Source organism: Mesorhizobium sp. WSM4848, assembly GCF_055811375.1.
In genome coordinates, this window is the sequence record NZ_JBVVPX010000020.1 from 48,178 (window position 1) to 69,800 (window position 21,623).

At 62.3% G+C, this 21,623-nt stretch carries 12 protein-coding genes and 1 tRNA gene; 6 read left to right on the forward strand and 7 right to left on the reverse strand.

The window, feature by feature from the left end:
- Nucleotides 1-85: 85 nt before the first annotated feature.
- Nucleotides 86-991, reverse strand: coding sequence for a sugar-binding transcriptional regulator (locus AC0L16_RS18975; protein WP_473622507.1), 906 nt, complete (start codon nucleotides 989-991; stop codon nucleotides 86-88).
- 281 nt (nucleotides 992-1,272) lie between these two features.
- Here AC0L16_RS18975 and AC0L16_RS18980 point away from each other — a divergent pair, with 281 nt between their 5' ends.
- The 3 genes from AC0L16_RS18980 to AC0L16_RS18990 all read left to right on the forward strand — a co-directional run bounded on the left by AC0L16_RS18980 (nucleotide 1,273) and on the right by AC0L16_RS18990 (nucleotide 5,865).
- Nucleotides 1,273-2,178: a tagatose-bisphosphate aldolase gene (locus AC0L16_RS18980; protein WP_473622508.1), complete on the forward strand. Its 906-nt coding sequence runs from the start codon at nucleotides 1,273-1,275 to the stop codon at nucleotides 2,176-2,178.
- 130 nt (nucleotides 2,179-2,308) lie between these two features.
- The gene (locus tag AC0L16_RS18985; protein ID WP_473622509.1) at nucleotides 2,309-3,793 is read left to right on the forward strand and encodes an ROK family protein; all 1,485 of its coding nucleotides are present in this window, start codon (nucleotides 2,309-2,311) and stop codon (nucleotides 3,791-3,793) included.
- Nucleotides 3,794-3,957: 164 nt separating this feature from the next.
- Nucleotides 3,958-5,865, forward strand: a complete 1,908-nt coding sequence (locus tag AC0L16_RS18990) for a putative bifunctional diguanylate cyclase/phosphodiesterase (protein ID WP_473622511.1) — start codon at nucleotides 3,958-3,960, stop codon at nucleotides 5,863-5,865.
- A 113-nt stretch (nucleotides 5,866-5,978) separates the two neighbouring features.
- On the opposite strand, the gene AC0L16_RS18995 is transcribed toward AC0L16_RS18990, so the two are convergent.
- Entirely contained in the window at nucleotides 5,979-8,294 is a 2,316-nt protein-coding gene (locus AC0L16_RS18995; protein ID WP_473622513.1) for an acetamidase/formamidase family protein, read from the reverse strand.
- Nucleotides 8,295-8,627: 333 nt separating this feature from the next.
- Here AC0L16_RS18995 and AC0L16_RS19000 point away from each other — a divergent pair, with 333 nt between their 5' ends.
- Nucleotides 8,628-10,079, forward strand: coding sequence for an acetamidase/formamidase family protein (locus AC0L16_RS19000; RefSeq protein WP_473622515.1), 1,452 nt, complete (start codon nucleotides 8,628-8,630; stop codon nucleotides 10,077-10,079).
- A 291-nt stretch (nucleotides 10,080-10,370) separates the two neighbouring features.
- Here the strand turns inward: AC0L16_RS19000 and AC0L16_RS19005 are convergent.
- Nucleotides 10,371-10,447: transfer RNA gene (locus AC0L16_RS19005), tRNA-His, on the reverse strand.
- 442 nt (nucleotides 10,448-10,889) lie between these two features.
- Complete coding sequence (locus AC0L16_RS19010; RefSeq protein ID WP_077379766.1) at nucleotides 10,890-11,339, reverse strand: phasin; 450 nt, start codon at nucleotides 11,337-11,339, stop codon at nucleotides 10,890-10,892.
- Nucleotides 11,340-11,588: 249 nt separating this feature from the next.
- Between AC0L16_RS19010 and AC0L16_RS19015 the strand changes: the two genes are divergently transcribed.
- Nucleotides 11,589-15,272, forward strand: a complete 3,684-nt coding sequence (locus AC0L16_RS19015) for a PAS domain S-box protein (RefSeq protein ID WP_473622516.1) — start codon at nucleotides 11,589-11,591, stop codon at nucleotides 15,270-15,272.
- Between the two features lie 343 nt (nucleotides 15,273-15,615).
- Here AC0L16_RS19015 and AC0L16_RS19020 read toward each other — a convergent pair whose 3' ends face one another.
- Nucleotides 15,616-17,610: an acetoacetate--CoA ligase gene (locus tag AC0L16_RS19020; protein ID WP_473622517.1), complete on the reverse strand. Its 1,995-nt coding sequence runs from the start codon at nucleotides 17,608-17,610 to the stop codon at nucleotides 15,616-15,618.
- Nucleotides 17,611-17,901: 291 nt separating this feature from the next.
- Here AC0L16_RS19020 and AC0L16_RS19025 point away from each other — a divergent pair, with 291 nt between their 5' ends.
- A complete protein-coding gene (locus AC0L16_RS19025; protein WP_473622518.1) occupies nucleotides 17,902-19,752 on the forward strand; it encodes an AsmA family protein in 1,851 nt (616 codons plus the stop codon).
- Nucleotides 19,753-19,818: 66 nt separating this feature from the next.
- Here AC0L16_RS19025 and AC0L16_RS19030 read toward each other — a convergent pair whose 3' ends face one another.
- Together AC0L16_RS19030 and AC0L16_RS19035 are read right to left on the reverse strand one after the other, a co-directional pair.
- Nucleotides 19,819-20,637 carry an ABC transporter permease gene (locus AC0L16_RS19030; protein WP_473622520.1) on the reverse strand — a complete coding sequence of 273 codons (819 nt, stop codon included), beginning with the start codon at nucleotides 20,635-20,637 and terminating at the stop codon, nucleotides 19,819-19,821.
- A gap of 4 nt (nucleotides 20,638-20,641) precedes the next feature.
- Nucleotides 20,642-21,616 carry an ABC transporter permease subunit gene (locus AC0L16_RS19035; RefSeq protein WP_473622522.1) on the reverse strand — a complete coding sequence of 325 codons (975 nt, stop codon included), beginning with the start codon at nucleotides 21,614-21,616 and terminating at the stop codon, nucleotides 20,642-20,644.
- Nucleotides 21,617-21,623 lie beyond the last annotated feature (7 nt).

Sequence of the window (21,623 nt, forward strand, 5' to 3'; positions counted from 1 at the left end):
GGCGGCGGACTCGCGAGCCGGGTTTGGTGTCGATCAGGTCGGGATCGATCAGCTGCGCCAATGTCACGCATCGGCGTGCCCACCATTATCGGGACAAGAGAGCCTCGAGAATGGCCTGAGCCGTCTTCGTGTCCGTTACCAGAGCATTGATAAGCCTGGCGCGGACGGCACCAATGATTGCCATTGCCTTCTCCGGCGAGGCGGCAACGCCGATCACCAGGGGGACGGCTCGAAGCTGGGCCGGCGACATTGCGATCATCCGGCCCTCCCCCTCCCACGGGATGAGCGTGCCTTCGGCGTCAAAATAATGGCGGATGACGTCTCCCGCCGCATGAAACAGGGCCTGTTCGCTCAGCGTTGCCGCGCTCGCTTCGGGCGGATTGATGGCATGGGGCAGGCCGATGCCGACGATCGCAACGTCGGTCCGGTCCCACAGCGCGACGCTGTCGCGGATGGCTGAATCGCCGAGGAAGACCTCACGCAATTCGGAGGACGGCAGATAGGGCGCATGGATGAAATGCGGCGTCCCGCCCAACTGTTCGGCGGCCAGCCGCACAAACTCGTTGATCTGAAAATGCGCCGCCTGCTGCTGCATGCCGCCGGTGGCAGCGACGGTAAGAACGCCGGGAATGCGCGGCAGGCCTGCCTGGATCACCTCGCGAATGGCTCGCCCCCAGCCAATGGCGACGACCGAGCCGGCCGTCAGTCCGGCTTGCTTGAGCAAGGCGCCGAGCGGCGCAGCGAGCGCCGTCAGCGCACCGGCTGCCGGCGTTTCGATGACCGCCGCGTCACGAAGTCCGAGTGCCTCGACCAGTTGCGTGGTGATGCCTTCGGGGGTTGCAAGATCGAGAACCTCGATCCGCACGATGCCCTCCGCTCTCGCCCGCTGCAGCAGGCGCGATATGGTCGCGGTAGAGACGCCAAGCCGCCGCGCGATATCGACCTGCGACATGTCCGCCTCATAGTGCAGTTTGGCGACCGTATGCAGCATCGTCCGCGATGCGGCCGCATCTTGTGCGGGAGGGACAGTCAGCTTGCAATTCCTTTCAGCAATGTGTTACAGACCTCGACCGATGGCAGTTATCGCGCAAATTCGGCTGACTCGCAACGTGGGCTGGTTCCACGGCAGATTGCGGGCCAGGGCCAAATTTCTCGGATCGATAGCGCATCAAAGCGGCAAATTCTCCTGCTGAGAGGCAGGTAAGAACTAAACCTTTCTTGTTCCACGGATCTGCGCCCTGGTGCATGGGCGCCAACATCGGACAAAAGACAATGACAAACATGACGACCGCAGAGTTGCGCGGCTACCAGCAGATATGCGGCCAAGACGGGGCCATCATGGCCATCGCCTGTGACCAGCGCGGCGGCATGCGAAGCTTGCTTGCTGCGGACCCTGCAGAACAGGCCAGGATCACCAACGACATGCTGGGCGACACCAAGTCGGACATCACGCGATACCTCGCCAGCCAGGCATCCTGCGTGCTGCTCGACCCGCTCTGCGCGGTGCCGCGGGTTGTCGATGAAGGGGTGCTGAGCCGAGATACGGCTCTGCTCATCGGCCTCGACGCTTCGGGCTTCGACGTCTCGCCTGCCGGCTACCGCCTGTCGCGCCTCGTTCCCGGCATCGGCGCGCGCCGCGTGCGCGAACTCGGCGGCACCGGCGGCAAGATCATGGTCTATCTCAGGGCCGACAGGCCTGAGGCGAACGAGCATAATGTCGCCATTCTGCGCCAATGCATCGCCGATTTCGCTCAAGAGGACCTCCTGCTCGTCGTCGAGTTCCTGACCTATCAGCTCGAATCGGAAAGCCTTGAAGAGTATGCGGCCAAGATCCCCTGGCTTGTCGAAGAGGGTACCCGGATTTCGCTGGAATGCGGGGCAAAGGTGCTCAAGCTTCCTTATCCCGGAACGCCGGAAGCCTGCGCCAGGATCAGCAGCATGGCTGGCGAGGTGCCATGGGCGGTCCTCTCCGCCGGCGTCAACCACGCAACCTTCCTGGGCCAGGTCGAGATTGCGATGCGGAACGGCGCGTCGGGCGTCATCGCCGGCCGGTCGCTGTGGAAGGACTGCATCTCGCTCGACCGTGACATTCAGCGGGAAAGGCTTAAGACCATCGCAGTGTCGAGGTTGCGCGAGCTTCAGGCGGTGATCGGAAACTACCGGCAGAAAGCCGCTTAGTCCATGACAGGACGTCATGCCTCTGACCATGATCCCGAAAAGTGGGGACCGGTTTTCGGAGAAGATCATGGTCAAACAGCAAGATAGAGTCCCATTTCGAATTGGTCGAAATGGAACAGGCTCTAGTTCGATGGCCATAGGAATCGATATCGGCGGCACCAATTTGCGCGCCGCCCGTGTTTCCTGCACGGGCGAAATCCTCGACCGCATTTCCGAGAAAAGCGCGCCGGATCCCGAGCTCGTGCTCTCCCGGATCGCCGACATGGTGCGCCGGCTCGATTCCCCCGAAGTCGCCGCCATCGGCATCGGCGTCCCCGGCCGCGTCGATGCGCGGCTTGGCGCGGTCTTGTCCGGAGGCTATGTCAACCTCGCCTCGGTCTCCCCCGCGCAACGACTGGAAAGCCTGGCGGGCAAGCCCGTGGTGATCGACAATGACTGCAACATGGCACTGGTCGCGGAAATGGCTCTCGGCGCCGCCAGGGGCCATGAAAGCATCGTCATGTTCACGATCGGGACCGGCATTGGCGGTGCCGTGGTCCAGGACCGGCGGATCGTCCGCGGCAAGGGGACGGCAGGGCAGCTCGGCCATATCACCGTCGACATATCAGGCGAAGCGTGCGTCTGCGGCCGGCGCGGCTGCGTTGAAACCACCAGCTCAGGCACCGCACTTGGCCGTCACATCGCGCGGGCAGGCCTCGGTCCGGACGTTTCGGTCGATCAGCTTTTTGCCCGGGATGCGGGCGGCGATCCCTTGGCGCGCGGTATACTGGAAGCCTGGGCCGGGCCGCTGCGTGCGGCAATCGATACGACTGTGGCCATGTTCGACCCCGACCTGGTGCTGCTCGGCGGCGGACTTGGCCTGGCGGCCCATCGGGCGCTTGCCAGGGCGCCTGCCCTGGCTCCCTGGTACCAATGCCCGGTGGAAGCGGCGCAACTGGGCGACGACGCCGGCGTCATCGGCGCCGGTCTGCAGGCACTCGCCACGCACGCGGAAGTTGCACAAGCAGCAGTTGCACAAGCTTCGCCAGTGTCTTTGCCGACCGCCCGGCTCGATCGCAGCGGGCGCGCCGTGCCCAGCCGGCGCGCCGTGCTCGTCAACGGCATCCCCGCCAGCGGCAAAAGCACGGTCTCGCGCGGCATCGCCGAGCGCATGGGTTGGCCATTGCTCGCGCTCGATACGATCAAGAACCCGTTCCTCGAAGTGCTCGGCGGCGGCGATCGCGAATTCAACCGCATACTCGGCCGCGCCAGTTACCAAGCCATCTGGTCGGTCGTCGGCGAGGCCCCGGCGGGCACCATATTTGTCGTCGACGCCTGGTTCGGCTTTCAGCCGCGCCAGGTGCTCGAGGATCACCTGCGCAGCGCAGGCGTCGAGCAGACCGCCGAGATCTGGTGCCACGCGCCCGGCGAGGTTCTGGCCGAGCGTTATCGCGCACGGCTTGATCAGCGTCCCGCCGGCCATCCCGGTGCGGCCTACATCCCCGAACTGATCGAACTGGCCAAGCGCGCCGAGCCGCTGCGGCGCGGACCGCTGTTTGACGTCGACACGACCAGACCGATCGCTTTCGACGCCATCACCCAATGGCTGCAGGCGACGATTGCGGCCGACAGATAGGCAGCGCACCGCCGATCCATGTTCTCGATCATCACACAAAATGAAGAGGATCCATACAAAGGCCTCGCGGAAGGCTGATACAAGCCGAGTAGTTAACCCGTCCTTCAGTGGGCTTGTATAAGCTTACGTTGCGAAGCGGCATGGGAAAGCGAACTGACTGGTCTATGGCCCTAAAGAAAGAACACGCGCTGGAGGCCAGAATCCTTGGAGATCAGCTTGCCGATCTGAGGGCCGGTCTCTTCGTCTCAATGCCGATAAGCGCCATCCTGTCAGGCCTGATTTTGACGGTGCAGGCCCTTTCTGGCGGCGGCTTTGCCTCCGCAATCTGGTTCCTGGTCGTCAATGCAATAAATGCCGCCCGCCTCGGACTCGCCCGATATCAGCTAAAGCAGGCGGGGCACCAACACGATTTAACAGGGATTTCGCAGCGGCTTCGCTGGTTTGGCATCCTTGCTCTCCTGGCAGGGTTTGCCTGGTCGTTTCTTGCCGTCCTTACTGCTGGCTACACAACCCCGCAAGCGCCGCTGCATCTGATTATTCTGGCGGGGATTTCAGCTGGTGCGGTTACATATGGCAGTTCATACGCCGCGGCAGCGATAAACTTCATCACGCCCCCGCTGCTCATCACAGCGGCGTGCTTGCTGGCGAAAGGCAACTTTGAAGCCTATGTTCTTGCTTTCGCCGTTCTGCTCTTCTTGGGCGGTCTGGTTCGAGCCGTGTTTGTTGGACAAGCCCGCTTCCGCGAAGCGAGCCGCCTGACACATGAGGCGGAGCGGCTTGCGGCGGAAATGGAACGCAATTCCAGAGAGGACCACCTGACGGCGCTTCTCAACAGACGCGGCCTCGAACACGCGATCAGTCAGTTCGATAATAAAGACGGCCCCTTCGTTGCAATGCTGATCGATCTGGACGGCTTCAAATCTGTCAACGATACCTACGGTCACAGGACCGGTGATGAACTGCTCGTCAGGATCGCCCGCCGGATAGAGCAGGAAGCACCGGCAGGCTCAACGCTCGCCCGCATCGGCGGCGATGAGTTCGTGCTGTTCTTTCCCTCACTCAGGAGTTCGCTTTCTCCCAGCAGCCTCGCATCCAATATCATAGCCAAAGTCGCCAGCCCCTATCCTGAGGTCGCGTCCGTCCGGATTGGTGCATCCATTGGAATATACTTGGCTGAAAGGCCGAAGCTGACGGAAATGTTGCTGCGGGCCGATGTCGCCCTTTACACGGCCAAGCGTCGTGGCAGGAACGAATTTCGCCTGTTCGATGCCGAACTCGACAGGGAATTGCACCGTCGCCAGTCCATCGAACGCGACCTTCATTCGGCTATAGAGGCGAGAAGGCTGTCACCTTGGTTCCAGTCAATCGTAAGACTCGACACCGAGGCCGTGATCGGTTTTGAAGCCTTGCTAAGGTGGTCCCATCCGATCCATGGTTCTATCTCTCCACCCGAAATCATGGCAGCCGCACGCGAAACCGGAATGCTTCAACTGCTAACTCAAACGGTATTCTCCGACTGTTGTGCTCTTATCGACGGCTTGGTGAAAGCTGACCGCCGAGATGTTCGTGTGGCAATGAATGTTTCACCGCGCGAATTGGAAGCCGGCGATATCGACGACATGGTTCTGAATGGTCTGGCGGCAAAAGACCTCCCTGCAACGATGTTCGAAATCGAGATTACCGAAGAATCTCCCGTGGACCCGGAAAGACTAGATGAAAAGCTCGGACGGCTTTCACATGCCGGCATTTCCATCGCGCTCGATGACTTCGGCACCGGCTTTTCCACGTTGGCATCGCTCAAGGACAGTCGGATACGCAAGGTGAAGATAGACCAAGGCTTCATCCGCGGCTTGGCCAAGTCGCGGGAGGACCGGCTGCTTGTGAAAACGGTGATCGATCTTGGTCGGGCGCTCGGGATCGATGTCATGGCCGAGGGCGTCGAAACAGAGGCGGACCGGCAAATTCTGTACAAGCTTGGCTGCAGAACTGCTCAGGGCTTCCTGTTCTCCAAGGCGGTGCCTCTAAGCCAGGCGCTTGAGATGGCACTAAAAGAGCACGCTACGGAGTTGTGAGGGCACCCGCCATCAATGAAACCACTGCGTGATCTCTGATTATTGTCGAGCGGCTCGGGACGCCGGCAGCACTGACTTGCGGTGCTCAGTTCGCAGGCGGCTCGAACGGGTAGTCAGGGGCGAGCGGTACGCTGGCTGTGCCGTCGCTCGCCGAACACGGCCTTGGTGATCGTGGCATGCACGCCGAAATTTCCATCGGCGACTTGGGTGATGCCGAAGTCGGCAGCAAGCGACATGATGCTCAGCACCTCGTCCTCCGTGAGATCATATGTCTGCATGATGAATCGGCGCGTCTGGCGGAAGGCGTTGCGCAGCGCCAAATCGATGGTGGATGTCTTGTAAACGTCCGACTGCGCGTTGCTGCCCAGGTCCCTGAGATAGTTGGGGTGGCTGAAGCTCTGTATCACCCAGCTGTGCTGGGTCTCTATGAGCGGCGAGTTAAGACCGCGCAGGAAAGCCGGACACGCGTCGCCAGCCTTATGCAGCTTGATAATGATGTCGCCGGTCAGCGAACACTCAAGACCCGTGCCGTTGATCTCGCCGTCCGCCTGCGCGAAATGTCCATCGCCGAGCGAGAGCAGTGCGCCCTGAACCGCAACGGGCAAATAAAGCTTCGCGCCGGCTCCGATCCTCCAATTGTCGACATTGCCGCCGAAATAGCCCGGCGGAATGGAATCGACCAGGCCGGCCTCGCGCGGAGCCACCGCGATGCACCCGAAATGCATGCGCGCCGGTATGCGCACGCCGCTACCACTCAAGTCGCGATGCGAAACCTTGCTGTGGTCGACGGGCACCCCAGGATAATCGATCGTAGCATGGACAACGCCGAAGGGGTCGGTCTGCGGCTGCCATTCGTAGCTGTATAGCGGCCGGGCGGCGGCCGGGCATTGCATGTCGATCTCGAAGACAGTCACCGTTTCGCGTTTGGCATCCCGGTCCAGAAGGTCGTGATACTGAAACCCCCACCATGCCGAGACGTTGGATGCGAAGGCCTTGCCGGGGAAGGCAGCGCTCGGCCGTGGCCGAATTTCGACGAACTCGATCTCGAGGACGTCGCCGGGCTCGGCGCCGCGCACATAGATCGGGCCAGTCATGATGTGAACGCCGAACCCCTCGCCGGCGCCGCGCCCGAAGATGGAAGCGTTGGCCGGACCGGCCCCGCGACGGTCGACGCGCTTGTGTTCGGGTGACCAATCGAACACGCTTTCAGCCCCGCTGTCGCCCGCCACCATCCGCTGCCAGTCGTCGCCCGCGTGCTGAGTGAGTGTCTCAACGGTGACTGAGTCGCCCGGATCGACGCGCAACACCGGCGGCAGCGAGCGGCTGAAAAAGCCCCAATGCACGGTTTCCGCTGTTGCTGGCAAATGCCAATGGTCCGTGCGTTCGCGCGCTCTTGCGGTTGGCGGGCGATCCACAGGGGCCTGCAGCATCGGCGCCGGCCGCGCCGCCGCCGTCTTGCGGCCGCCCGGTTTGCCGCGCAGCGGATAAGCCTCCTCCGTCTGCGACCTGGCGCGCCTCACCTGCCTGGGACTCATTCCAAACGTCGCGCCGAAACTGCGGCTGAAATGCGATTGATCGCGAAAGCCCCAGCGCTGTCCGATCGCGGCCACGCTTTCATGTGCATGGTTGGGATCCGCCAGGTCCATGCGGCAATGTTCGAGGCGCTGCTGGCGCACATATTCGGAGAAGCTTTCGCCACGCCCCTCGAACAGTTTTTGTGCGTAGCGCACGGAAAGCCCTTCCAGTCTCGCGATCAGGGCCAAGGCAAGATCCGGATCCGACAGCCGGGCGTCAATGGTCGCCGCGACGCGCCTGAAATGCGCCGTTTGCACCCCGGTCAGGCTGCCAGCGGGCTCACGTACCTCGCCAAGCAGGGCGCTTGCCACGAGTTCCGTCAAAGCCACTTCGGCGGCTGTCAGATCGGCCGCACCGGAAGTCTCGAGATTGGAGCCCAGCGTTCGCAATCCGGATTTCGCGACCGCAGCGACGACGGTGCTGCCTAGCACCTTCGGCAAGCGGATGCCGCTGCGGCCCAGCCGTGCTTCCAGCGGACCGGCGGCCACCTGAAGCAGGAACGCGCGGAAGTCACTGCGAAAGGTCAAAGACCAGTCGTCGGCCGTGCCCAGCACCATCATGTCGCCGTCCGCGAGATCGAACGCCTGGTGCGGGGCGACAAGACGCCCCCGCCCAGCAACGATGAGAGCGAAGAGAATCCCGTGGCTCCGGCGCATCGGCACGATGCGCTGCGGCGTGCCAGAGATGTCGGCGAGGCGCGTGGCGGCGCTCGCTGCCCGCAGGTGGATGGTGCCTCTCGGGATCGGCTGGTCGTCGACAGACGCGGAAAGGGAAAGCTCCTCACACCAGTCGAGCCACGCCTTTTCGCGGTGTTCGAGGGGCAGGTGGTCGATCGATCGCAGAGCCGCAACCATAAGAGAAGAGGGTCCTTGTTGGCCATACTGCATGCGGTCTTTCCGGGACGCGTTACGTCCATCAGGCGACCCGCCCGCCGAATTCACTTTAGCGGGGCGCCGGCCACAATCTTTGTGCGCATGCGAACAATCTCTTGACTTTACCCTGTCACCAGGTGGAGCTCAAGCTCGTCGATTTTGCCCACGCAAGCGTAAGCCATTGAATTAACTTTCTGTTTTTTAGGGCCTCAGCGCGATGCATCGAATTTCGCGGCCGGTTGGCTGGATTGCCGACGGCGAGCCTGGTGCATAAAATCGCGCACATTCCTTCCAACAAAAACAAGGGGACTGTTCATGTGCAAAGGCGATGATGTCAGCTGTCCGCATTTCGAGCTTCACTACAAGAAGTTGAAGCAAGATCTAAATGCCGAGCGACGCGGCTTTCTGAAGGGGGGCCTGTTCGCAGCCAGCGGTCTGGCCACGCTGGGCGCCGGTGGCATCTCGCTGGTCACACCCGCACTGGCGCAGGCCACGACGTCGAAGCTGCCTGCACAACGCGCCTATCATTATTTGCCGGCCAACGCCGAGACCGTGCATTGGGGCTACTTCAGCAAATCGCTGAAGCCGCGCATCGAGGTCAATTCCGGCGACATCGTCACGATCGAGTCGCTCACCCACCATGCGGGCGATGATTTGGAGCGCATGGTCGACGGCGACGAGGGTGCAGAGAGCGTCTATCTCTGGACGAAAGAGAAGAAGGGCGTCGACCGCCGCGGTGCCGGCCCTACCGACCCGGCCAAGTACAAGAAAGGCTCTGGTGAGGGGCAGGGCGTGCACATCATGACCGGCCCGGTCTATGTCCGCGACGCGGAGCCGGGCGACATATTGGAGGTGCGGATTCTCGATTGCGGGCCGCGTCCGTCCGGCAATCCCAAGTTCAGCGGCAAGTCATATGGCTCCAACGCGGCGGCCAATTGGGGCTTCCACTACAATGACCTGCTTGGCGGCACCAAGCGCGAGGTCGTCACCATCTACGAGGTCGACATTGCCGGCGGCAAAAGCTGGGCCGAAGCGGTGTACAATTTCCAATGGGTGCCGCAGACCGATCCGTTCGGCGTCAGGCATGACACGATCGACTATCCCGGGGTCCCGGTCGACCACAGCCTGACCAAACGAAACTACGGTGTCCTGAAGGGTGTCAGACTGCCTATTCGCCCGCATTTCGGTACGATCGGACTGGCACCGAAAGAGGCGGACGTCGTAGACACCATCCCGCCGAGCTACACCGGCGGCAACATCGATAACTGGCGCATCGGCAAGGGCGCCACGATGTATTATCCGGTCTCCGTCGACGGCGCGCTGCTCTCGGTCGGTGATCCCCATGCCAGCCAGGGCGATAGCGAATTATGCGGCACGGCGATTGAGTGCTCGCTCACCGGCACGTTCCAGCTCATCTTGCACAAGAATGCGGACCTTGCCGGCACACCACTCGAGGAGCTCAACTACCCCATGCTCGAGACGCAAACCGACTGGCTGGTGCATGGGTTTTCCTACGCCAACTATCTTGAGGAACTGGGACCGGGCGCTCAGAGCGACATCTATTCCAAGTCGTCTGTCGACAGAGCGCTGCGCGATGCGTTCCGCAAGATGCGCCACTTCCTCATGACAACCAAAGGACTAACAGAGGACGAGGCGATTTCCCTGATGTCGATCGGCGTGGACTTCGGCATCACCCAGGTCGTCGATGGCAACTGGGGGGTACATGCGGTGGTGAAGAAGGACATCTTCGCCGCACGTGTCGCGTGAGATGGTTGGTAACCAAATCTCGCATCACATTGCCGTTACTCAGAAGCTTGACTAAGGCTAAAGCGCGTCGCGTTTGAAGGATTCATCCGACGCGCTTTTTTGTTTATGCATGTCACTATCGCAAAACCGCTTTCGCACCCTCGGGTCAGGCCCGAGGCCAAGCTTTTGCGCGACATGCATCATGAGTCCGAACCAAGCGAGGCACCGACCGAGGTGCCTCCGAAAGAACGGAACCGTAGCCAAGAGAAGCGGCCGAAACCGAAGAAGGCAGCCCGCACCAGAAACCGCCAATGGTACCGTTGGCTGGGATCGAACCAGCGACCTCCGGATCCACAATCCGGCGCTCTAACCATCTGAGCTACAACGGCACGCTCGCCTGAGCGGGGTGGGAACGTTCATTCTCCGCGACCCGCTCTGTCGTTCGGCGATGCGTCCATACGGGCTATCGGAGTTTAATTCAAGGCTTTTGGCCGCGCATGACCGCGAAAATCAGAATCGATTTCGCTGGGAATCATGCGCAAAATCCCAGGCTCCACCGGGTCCTTTGCGCGCCAAGAAGGCGCGCGGCGCTGTAGGCAAAGAGCGCTCCGGCATCGACATTATATTTCGCCGGGCAAAGAAAAAGGCCGGCGGGAGGAGGTGCCGGCCTTTTCCTGTTCCGAGCCAGCGGGAGGAGGTGCTGGCTGGTCATCCCGGAGAGCAGAGGGAGGAGGTTCCACTCGCCGGGTATTCGCTTGGACCACTATATCTCACATAATCCTGTTCCAAGAAATGCGACCTTTTGTTGCATCTTCAAATTATGCGCAAATATTAGGCGGCCTTAACTTCCTTCATGGCCTTCTCGAAGGCGGTCTTGATCGGCTTGGAGACGTCCTCGGCCGCCTTGGAGGCGACGGTCTGGAAATCCTTTGCCTGCTCGACAGTCATCTCGACCTGCTTGCGCAGGAATGCGGTCTGCAGTTCGACGACTTCCGACAGCGACTTGGCGCCGATCAGAGCTTCGAAATGCGACAAGCCGGCTTCGGTGTTGGCGCGCAGAGCGGCAATGGTCTTGAGCGACAGGTCGCTGGAAACGGTCTTGGCGGTCTCAAACGTCGACTCAAGAGCCTTCTGGGTCTCTTCGGCGCCGGTCTTCAGCTTGGCATAGGCCTCTTTCGACTGCTCGACGCCCTTTTCGGCGAAAGCACGGATCTGGTCGGTGGCCTTGGAAGCGTCGAAGCTCGGGAATTCAATGGTATCAGCGGTCTTGGTCCTGGACAATTTTCCATCCTTTGCAGTGGCAGCGGCTTCGACAGGAAAGCCGTCTCGTTCATGTATGGTGGCAATATAAAGGCAAATCTTGTGCATTGCAATATCTTTGTTGCAGCGCACCATAAATTTCCCAGCGTTAACCACGAGCCCAGAGATTCCGGCGGTTGCACGCTATGGCTTGTGGACCTTCGCGCCGTCGGCTTTTATTAACAAAGTGTTAACTGCAAACTGCCCGCTTCGTAAGGGTTCCCAAAGCGCATGCCGTCTGAAAACTACTCCTTCCTCGACGTCGCCGTGCTCGACACGGTCCGCCAGCGCTTTGCCGCCGGCGACGCGATGGCCCTTCTGTCGGCAGACCTCGAACAGGTGATCTGGGCCAACGGACCAGGGGCAGCGGTGTTCGGCTATCCCGACATCGAGGCGATCATCGGCGCCTCTGCCGGCTTGCCGCTGATCGCCAGGCGCCAGATCATGGCGACAAGCGGTTTTCCACAGATCGGCCGCGACCGCGCCATCACGGTGCGGCTGGCAACCGGCCTGACCAGCCGCGCGGTTGGCTTTCTGGCCAGCGCGGTGACCATGCCTGATGGCGACAACGCCATCATGCTGGCGGTGCCGGCGACGCAGACCGACTCGCGCAGCGCCGCCGAGATCGCCGCTCGGGCCATCAGCGGCTTTACCGAAGACGGTCATTTCATCGCCTTCGTCGATGCCAACGGCAACATCGAGGCCGCTTCCGATGGTTTTTCGGCACTCGGCATCTTGCCCGAAACGCTGGCAGCGCTTGTCGCCGATGTTGCCAACGAAAGCGGTCGCATCGTCAAACGCCTTGTTCCAGGCGGCACCGCTTCCTACCCGGCCGGCCTCGCCCGGCTGACGGATGAGCGGCACCTGCTGGTGGTGATCGACGAGAACCAGCTGGACTCCGAAGCAGCCCCTGCTGGCGAGCCCAGCGCGGGGGCGGTGGCCGATGCCGCAGTCCAGCCAAAAGCAGAACAGGACAACGCGCCGGCAACAATCGCGAAAACGGATGCGGCAGCGCAGACAGTTGCGGCAGCCGACGAAGACACTTCGCTGTCGGCGGAGCATGACGTTCCCGATTCCACCGGGCCCGATTCCAATGGGCTCGATTCCACTGGGCTCGATTCGACCGGATCTGACTCAACTGCGCCTGATTCAACCGAGCAGGGTCCGAAAGCGGCCGGCGGAATACAGCATGACCAGTGGTATTTCAGTGCCAGCGAGGACGAGGCGCAAAAGCCGGGTCCGGAAGCGGCCGGTCCTGTCGAGGCTGATGCTTCGGCGGAAAGCTCCGCACAAGATGCCGTCAGGGCCGCCTCCCCGGTCACAAATGCCACCCCCTCGATCGATCGCGCGGCGGCGCCCCTGCGTTTCGTCTGGCGCACCGACGCCGAGGGCAGGTTCAGTGCGCTGTCGCCGGAATTCGCGGAACTCGTCGGCGAGCCTGCGGCCGATGTGATCGGCCGGCGCTTCAGGGACGTCGCGGCCACCTTCGACCTCGATGCGACCGGCGAGATCGCCGGCCTGCTCGAGCGACGCGATACCTGGTCCGGCCGCTCGGTGCTGTGGCCGGTTGCCGGCACCGATTTCAAGATACCCGTCGACCTGGCGGCGCTGCCCGTCTACGGCCGCAGCCGTGCCTTCGAAGGCTTTCGCGGTTTCGGCGTTGCCCGCACCGGCGATGCGGTGGTCGATCCGGAAGCGATCGGTATGGCGCTTGTCGCCAATGCCGACGTCCCCGTGGTCGTCGAGCCGGAAGTCGCCAAAACGCCTGACGAACCCGACCCGTTCCAGGGCGAGGTGCCGGCGCTGACCATCGTGCCGAAGCCGGAGCGGCGCTTTGCCGACAAGGTGATCCGGTTGGCGGAACACAGACAGCCGGCCAACGACAAAGGCCTGTCGACGCTGGAACGCAGTGCATTCCGTGAGATCGGCGAGCGGCTCAAGAAGGACAATCCCCCGACCGAACAGCCCGATGCCGCAATTGCGGCAGAGCCGGCTGCAGCGGAACCGACCGAAACCGATGTCGACGACGAGAAGGATGTCGCAAGGCTCGACGGTGAGCAGCCGCAAGCAACTGTGTCCGACATCTCAGGCTCGCTGCTCGACTACGCCGACCGGGACTACGTCGCCGACGATAGCGACGGTGCGCGGGTCTCCGAGCCGGACAAAACGGCGCAGGAGATCGCTGAGCCGACCGACGCCGCCAGTCGATCGATCGCCGAAGACTCCGACAGCATGACGGCCGCCGATTTCCGCGATGCAGAAGACAGCGAGGACTGGGCGCGGCCTGATGTCGACGAAACCCGTTCGTCAACCGATGACAACGGCGATCCCGGCGACGTCGAGCCGGCGACGGTCGAGCGGCCGCGCCTGCCGGTGCCGCCGCTCAAGCTCGAAGGGTTCGTGCCGTCGGCTTTCTCGACTGCAGACGACAACAAGGCTCCGGACATTTCGATCCTCGGCAAGCTGCCGGTGCCGCTGCTCATCCATTCCGGCGACGATCTTCACTATGCGAACGAGGAATTCCTCAGCCTGACCGGCTATGACACGCTCGACAAGCTGGAGGATGCCGGTGGCCTCGACGCGCTGTTTGCCGATCCTTACGACGGCAGCGCCTCGGATGGAACCGATCATGCGCTGCGGTTGAAGACGCGTGACGGTCAGGAGTTCCCGATCGAGGCCATTTTGCGCTCGGTTCCCTGGCGTGGCGGCAAGGCGCTGATGCTGGTCGTGCGCCGTTCCGGCGACGACGAGGCAGCAGGTGCCGCCGACGATCAGACGCAGCCGGACACTTCCGAGCTCAAGGTGCGCATCGCCGAGATGCGCACCATCATCGACACCGCGACCGACGGCGTCGTGCTGATCGGCCGAGACGGAACGATCCGCTCGATCAGCCGACCGGCGGAAGCGCTGTTCGGTTTCGACAGCGACGAGGTGACCGGCAAGCCCTTCGTCTCGCTGTTCGCGATCGAAAGCCAGCGCGCCGCGCGAGACTATCTCGACGGATTGTCCGAGCCCGGCGTGGCGAGCGTGCTCAACGACGGCCGCGAGGTGATCGGACGCGAGGCGCAGGGGCGCTTCATTCCGCTGTTCATGACCATCGGCAGGCTGCCCAACGACAGCGGCTTCTGTGCGGTGGTGCGCGATATCACCCAGTGGAAGCGGGCCGAAGAGGATCTGACCCAGGCGCGCGCCGTCGCCGAGCGCGCTTCCTCGCAGAAGACCGACTTCCTCGCCCGCATCAGCCACGAAATCCGCACGCCGCTCAACGCCATAATTGGCTTCTCCGAGTTGATGGTCGACGAGAAATTCGGACCGGTCGCCAATGACCGCTACCGCGACTATCTGCGCGACATCAACCGGTCGGGCAACCATGTGCTCGACCTGGTCAACGATCTGCTCGATATTTCGAAAATCGAGGCCGGCCAGCAGGAGATGGCCTATGAGGCAGTGTCACTCAACGACACGCTGGCCGAGACGGTGGCGATGATGCAGCCGCAAGCCAACCGCGAACGTGTCATCATCCGCTCCAGCTTCGCCTCCCGGCTGCCGGAAGTGGTGGCGGATCTGCGCAGCGTGCGCCAGATCGCGCTGAACATCCTGTCGAATGCCATACGCTACACGCAGGCCGGCGGCCAGGTGATCGTATCGACAGCCTACGAGAACTCCGGCGACGTCGTCATGCGCGTGCGCGACACCGGCATCGGCATGAGCCAGTCCGAGATCGAGCAGGCGCTCAAGCCGTTCAAGCAGCTCAACGCGCTGAAGCGCGGGCGCGGCGACGGCACCGGTCTCGGGCTGCCGCTGACCAAGGCCATGGTTGAGGCGAACCGGGCCCGGTTCACCATCAACTCGACGCCCGGCGAGGGCACTCTGGTCGAAGTCGCCTTCCCGTCGACCCGCGTGCTGGCGGATTAGGGCGGCTGACCGTCCGTATCGCCGCTCTATCTCGTTGTTTGAGCATCGGATTTTCCGATGCTCCAAAAAGAAAGGCGCCCAACAGGACGCCTTGAATGTGATTGCTGTACATCGGGGGCTTGAGCGAATTCAGATCCTCTGGGGATTTAGAGGAACGGGATTTCTCCCTCAAGTTACGCACGACTATCGATGTCGGCCCTTAACAAAACCTTACCGGCACCGCAAAAAATTTACCAATGTGTACCACTCATGAAATCTAGGTAAATTCGAGCGAGACATTTCGTTAACCATGCTCGGCTCCGTTTGAACGCGTGACGGCTCTCATGTCTTGGACCTCGAGAAACTAATCGGCCAGCTGCGGCAGGTCGCGGAACAGCTCGAGCGCTTCGGGGTTGGCCAGCGCCTCCTTGTTCTTGACGGCGCGGCCATGCACCACGTCGCGCACCGCAAGCTCGGTGATCTTGCCCGATTTGGTGCGTGGGATGTCGGCGACAGCGACGATTTTAGCCGGCACGTGGCGCGGGCTGGCGCCGCTGCGGATTTTCGCCCGGATGCGTTTTTCCAGCTCGGCGTCGAGTTCAACGCCGGCAGCCAGCCGCACGAACAGAACGACGCGCACGTCGTTGTCGAAATCCTGGCCGATGCACAGCGCTTCCAGGATTTCCGGCAACTGCTCGACCTGATTGTAGATCTCCGCCGTGCCGATCCGCACACCGCCCGGGTTGAGCGTCGCGTCGGAGCGGCCGTGGATGATCAAGCCGCCATGGGCGGTCCATTCGGCGAAGTCGCCGTGGCACCAGACATTGTCGAAGCGCTCGAAATAGGCGGCGTGGTATTTCTTGCCTTCGGGATCGTTCCAGAAGCCGATCGGCATCGCCGGAAACGCCTTGGTGCAGACGAGCTCACCCTTCCCCTGCCTGAGCGGCTGGCCGTCGTCGTCCCAGACATCGACGGCGAGGCCGAGGCCAGGTCCCTGGATCTCTCCGATCCATACCGGTTCGATCGGCACGCCGAGCACGAAGCAGGAGACGATGTCGGTGCCGCCCGAGATCGAGGCGAGATGCACGTCTTTCTTGATGCCATCATAGACGAAGCGGAAATCTTCAGGCGACAGTGGCGAGCCGGTGGAGGAGATCGTGCGCACGCTGGAAAGATCGTGCGTGTTGATCGGTCTGAGGCGGGCCTTGCGCACGGAATCGATGAATTTGGCCGAGGTGCCGAAATAGGTCATCTTCTCGGCGTCGGCGAAGTCGAACAGCACGTTGCCGTCGGGGTAGAAGGGCGAACCGTCATAAAGCAGAAGGGTTGCGCCCGACGCCAGGCCTGAGACCAGCCAATTCCACATCATCCAGCCGCAGGTGGTGAAATAAAAGAAGCGGTCGCCGTCGAGCAGTCCGGCGTGGAGCCGTTCTTCCTTGACATGCTGGATCAGCGTTCCGCCGCCCGAATGGACAATGCATTTGGGAATGCCGGTCGTTCCGGAAGAAAACAGGATGTAGAGCGGATGCGCGAACGGCAACCGTTCGAAGGTGACCGACTTGGCAGCGAAGGATGAGAGCGCCTCGTCCAGCGCAGTCGCTTTCTCGATGGTCGCCGCCACATCGGCCGACGTGCCGAGATAGTCGATGATCAGGATCTTGCGGACGGTGACGAGCTTTGCCGCAACGGCCGCGATCTTGTCGGCAACCTCGATCGCCTTGCCATTGTACCAGTAACCGTCGGGCGCGATGAAGACGACAGGCTCGATCTGCCCGAACCGGTCCAGAACGCCCTGCTCGCCGAAATCGGGAGAGCAGGACGACCAGACGGCGCCGATCGAGGCTGTCGCCAGCATTGCCGCGACCGTCTCCGGCATGTTGGGCATCATGGCGGCGATGCGGTCGCCCTTTTTCACCCCGAGCGACAGGAAAAGCTGCTGCAGCCGCGAGGTCAGCGCATGCAACTCGTTCCAGGAGAGACGGCGCTCGACCTTGTCCTCGCCGCGAAAGACGATGGCGTCACCGAGCCCGGTTTTCTTCAACAGGTTCTCGGCGAAGTTAAGCTTGGCGTCGGGAAAGAAGGCGGCGCCGGGCATCTTCTCGCCATCGACGAGCACGCGCTCGCCGCCACTGACCCCGCCACCGGCGCCCCCATTGGCGCCCTTGTCGCCGACTATGCCGCAAAAGTCCCAGACCAGGCTCCAGAACGCCTCGCGATCGTCGATCGACCAACGATGAAGATCGGCGTAGGAGGAAAAACCCTTGCCGGTTGCGGCCGCCGCGGCCTGCATGAAGGCGGTCATCGGCGCCGCGTCGATCTGGTCTTTGGTCGGTGTCCAGAGCGGTGCGTCGCCGGCCATGATCGTTCCTCCTTAAAGCACGTTACGTCTGAAGAGATTCACGCGACGCGCTTTAGTCTTTTGTTTTTATGTATGCGTTATCCCAAAACGACTTTGGCGACATGCATTGGCATCGCTTATGCATATCGCGGCGCAGCAGAGCAAGATTTTGTTCGGCCGGGCGACGCGGATGTGCGCAAATGCCATCGCTGGGCTATAAAGACTTGAAATGCGTCAGCCCGAAGTCGTAGTGACGACTGGGGTTACACCCGTCGGGCGATTTTTTGTCGGAACGGAAGCATACGGGGCGACATGCCATCACCTTTGATCCGGCGCGGAATATGGGCGATCGGCGTTGCCGTGCTCGTCATCGCGCTAGCCGTTGCCGCCCTGCCGCTCGTCGCCTCGACCCGTATCGTGCGCGACCGCATCGCCTGGGAAATGAGTGCGTGGAGCGGCTTCAGGGTCACCATCGACGGCGCGCCACGGATCGAGGTGTGGCCGAATTTCCGTGCCATCCTGAGCGACGTGACACTTTCGCAATGGACAGAGACCGACGCGCCGCCGGTGGTCGAGGCGGAACGGGTCGAGGTCAATCTCTCCGCCATGGCGGCGTTGCGTGGCAATGTGGTGTTCTCGACGGCGCGGCTGATCCGGCCGACGATCAGGGTTCAACGCGCAGCACATGGATTTTTCCTGCCCGCCCTGCCTTCAGGCGGGCGCATCACCCGGTCCATCGACATCGCTCGCGCCGTTGTCAGCGCCAATCCAGCCAAGCCGGACCTGAGCAAACTTCCGGCTGATTCGTTCGGCACCGTGGAGTTCCGGAACGGCCGCGTGGTGACCTCCGTCGATGGCAAGGACGCTGAGATGCTGAGCAGCCTGAGCGGCCAGGCGAACTGGGCCGCAATGAACAGCAATGCGACGCTGTCGGCGACCGGGATCTGGCGCGGCGAAAGCGTCGCCGTGGATGCCGCATCGTCAAACCCGCTAGTGCTGTTTGGCGGAGGTGCGGCGCCGATGACGCTTTCCTTCAAGGCGGCCCCTGCCAGTTTTTCGTTCGACGGCGTGGCCAGCATGTCCGAGAATGCCTATTTCGACGGCCAGGCAAAATTTGCCGCACCCTCGCTCAGGCGAGCGCTCGAATGGTCGCGGGCCGGCATCGCGCCGGGCGCAGCAATTGGCTCGGTTTCTGTTTCCAGCAAGCTCACGACGAGCTCCGGCCGCATTAAATTCGAAAACACCGAGATCGCCCTGGACGACAATCCGGGAATGGGTGCGCTGGACTTCTCCTTTGGCGAGGCGCGGCCGGTGATCGCCGGTACGCTCGCCTTCGAGACGCTCGACCTGCGGTCGTTTCTCTCGGCCTTCGCACCCCTGGCGCCTACGAGCGGCGCTGGCCCCGGCGAAATCGACATAAGCGTCGCCGACCGGATCGATCTCGATCTCAGACTGTCGGCAGCGCAGGCGACCGCAGGCGCCATCCAGCTTGCCGACGTCGCCGCCACCGCCCAGGTCAAGAACGGTCTTGCCGTCTTCGATATTTCCGATGCGTCGGCCTTTGGCGGCAACATCCAGAGCAGTCTTCGTTTCGACCGCAAGCCGGAGGGCACGCAGGTCGAGATCAGGCTGCTCGCCTCCGACATCGATGGCGGGGCTTTTGGCACCGCAGCCGGAATGACGCGACTGGTGCCGATCGGCACGGGAACCGTTTCGGTCATCCTCAAGGGGCCGGGCAGAACCTGGGATTCCATTTTCGAAAACGCCGACGGCTCGGTTTCGGCGAAATTCGGCCAGGGCGCATTGAGCCGGTTCAACCTGCCGGCGTTTCTCAAACACAATGAACAGGGCGGGTTCTTCGCGCTCGACGATGTCTCCGACGGAACGCTGCCGATCGACGGGGCCGAACTCAAGGCGAGCATTTCGAACGGTGTGGCGAAGATCGACAAGGCCGAAGCGAATTCGGCGAAGTACAAGATCTGGCTTTCCGGCATCGCCTCCTATGCCGGGCGCGGGCTGGCGCTGTCCGGCGGCATCATTCAGGCGGACCAGCCAGCCACGCAGACAAATAGCCAAGGTCCCAACCAGTCTTCGTTCTTCATCGGCGGAACGTGGAGCACGCCGTTCATTTCGCCAATAAGCCGCGGGGTATCCGGCGAGTAGGCAGACGAGGCTGCTGCGGTCGTCGTCGAGAGTGCTTCCTGCGGGCTTTTGCTGCTGCCGCTCTCGTCACCCCCGCTGCGCGGCCTGCTCATCTCGCTGGCGTTGTACCTCGCGCCGCTTGTTGGCGAGCGACGCGATGATGACCCCGACCGCCACAACCGCGATCAGGATGGTGCAGGCGGCGTTGATCTCCGGCGTCACACCGAGACGAACCTGGCTGTAGATCTTCATCGGCAGCGTGGTGGCGCCAGGCCCTGAAGTGAAGCTGGCGATGACCAGATCGTCGAGCGACAATGTGAACGCCAGCATCCAGCCGGATACGATCGCCGGCATGATGACCGGCAGCGTGATCTGGAAGAAGGTCTTCACCGGCGGCGCGCCAAGGTCCATCGCGGCTTCTTCCAGCGAGCGGTCGAACGTGATCAGGCGCGACTGCACGACGACGGCGACGAAGCACATGGTCAGGGTGATATGGGCAAGCGTGACGGTGAGGAAGCCGCGGTCGAGACCGACGGCGACGAAGAGCAGCAGCAGCGACAGGCCGGTAATGACTTCCGGCATGACCAGCGGCGCAAAGACCATGCCGGAAAACAGCGTCCGGCCCTTGAAGCGCGTGTAGCGCGTCAAGGTGAGAGCCGCCAGCGTGCCGAGCACGGTCGCCACGGTGGCCGAGATGACGGCGACGCGGGCCGTCACCCAGGTGGCGTCCATCAGGCCCTGGTTGTGGAACAGCGAGACGTACCATTTGATCGAGAAGCCGCCCCAGACGGTGACCAGTTTCGATTCGTTGAAAGAGAAGACGACGAGCAGGACGATCGGCAGGTAAAGAAAGGCAAAGCCGAGCACGATCGACGTGATGTTGAAGCGGCTCCAGGTGGTGTTCATGCGTCTACCGATCCTGTTCCTGGGCGCGGGCCTGGGCCCGCTGGAAGAGCATGATCGGCACGATCAGCAGCAACAGCAGGATGACGGCGACGGCCGAAGACACCGGCCAGTCGCGATTGGCGAAGAACTCGTTCCACAGCGTCTTGCCGATCATCAGCGTCTGTGAGCCGCCTAGCAGGTCGGGAATGACGAACTCGCCGACGGCGGGGATGAACACCAGCAGGCAACCGGCGATGACGCCGGGCAGCGACAGCGGAAAGGTGATCTTCCAGAAGGCGCTGGTCGGTGGGCAGCCAAGATCCTTGGCCGCCTCGATCAGCGAATAATCCATCTTTTCCAGCGACGAATAGAGCGGCAGCACCATGAACGGCAGGTAGGAATAGACGATGCCGATGAAGATCGCCGTATAGGTGTTGAGGATGATCAGCGGCTGGCTGATGATTCCGGTGGCGAGCAGCAGCTGGTTGAGCAGCCCCTCAGGCTTGAGGATGCCGATCCAGGCGTAGACCCGGATCAGGAACGAGGTCCAGAACGGCAGGATCACCAGCATCAGCAAAGTCGGGCGCAGCATCGCCGGGGCGCGGGCCATGCCGTAGGCGATCGGGTAGCCGACAAGCAATGTCAGCACCGTCGAGATGGCGGCGACGATGACGCTGGTCACATAGGCGTTGACGTAGAGCGCGTCCTGCGTCAGCCAGGTGTAGTTGTCGATGCTGAGCTCATTCAGCTGGGCGAAGAAACCGGCAAGGCCGTCGCCGAAGCCGAGCACCGGCGTGTAGGGCGGTATGGCGATCGCCGTCTGCGACAGCGAGATCTTGAAGACGATGACAAACGGAACAAGGAAGAAGAAGACCAGCCAGAGATAAGGGATGAGGATGACAAGACGGCCAACGAAGGCCTCTCCCAGTCTGGCCAGGGCGGATTTGCCGGCAGCGGTGGCTCGAGAGCTTGTTGCAGCGGTGACAGCGGCATTCGACATGGCCGCC

Excerpts from the sequence above, each read along its gene's own strand:
- AC0L16_RS18975 (WP_473622507.1), bottom strand. The coding sequence starts at position 991 with ATGCTGCATACGGTCGCCAAACTGCACTATGAGGCGGACATGTCGCAG.
- AC0L16_RS18980 (WP_473622508.1), top strand. The coding sequence starts at position 1,273 with ATGACAAACATGACGACCGCAGAGTTGCGCGGCTACCAGCAGATATGC.
- AC0L16_RS18985 (WP_473622509.1), top strand. The coding sequence starts at position 2,309 with ATGGCCATAGGAATCGATATCGGCGGCACCAATTTGCGCGCCGCCCGT.
- AC0L16_RS18990 (WP_473622511.1), top strand. The coding sequence starts at position 3,958 with ATGGCCCTAAAGAAAGAACACGCGCTGGAGGCCAGAATCCTTGGAGAT.
- AC0L16_RS18995 (WP_473622513.1), bottom strand. The coding sequence starts at position 8,294 with ATGGTTGCGGCTCTGCGATCGATCGACCACCTGCCCCTCGAACACCGC.
- AC0L16_RS19000 (WP_473622515.1), top strand. The coding sequence starts at position 8,628 with ATGTGCAAAGGCGATGATGTCAGCTGTCCGCATTTCGAGCTTCACTAC.
- AC0L16_RS19015 (WP_473622516.1), top strand. The coding sequence starts at position 11,589 with ATGCCGTCTGAAAACTACTCCTTCCTCGACGTCGCCGTGCTCGACACG.
- AC0L16_RS19020 (WP_473622517.1), bottom strand. The coding sequence starts at position 17,610 with ATGGCCGGCGACGCACCGCTCTGGACACCGACCAAAGACCAGATCGAC.
- AC0L16_RS19025 (WP_473622518.1), top strand. The coding sequence starts at position 17,902 with ATGCCATCACCTTTGATCCGGCGCGGAATATGGGCGATCGGCGTTGCC.
- AC0L16_RS19030 (WP_473622520.1), bottom strand. The coding sequence starts at position 20,637 with ATGAACACCACCTGGAGCCGCTTCAACATCACGTCGATCGTGCTCGGC.
- AC0L16_RS19035 (WP_473622522.1), bottom strand. The coding sequence starts at position 21,616 with ATGTCGAATGCCGCTGTCACCGCTGCAACAAGCTCTCGAGCCACCGCT.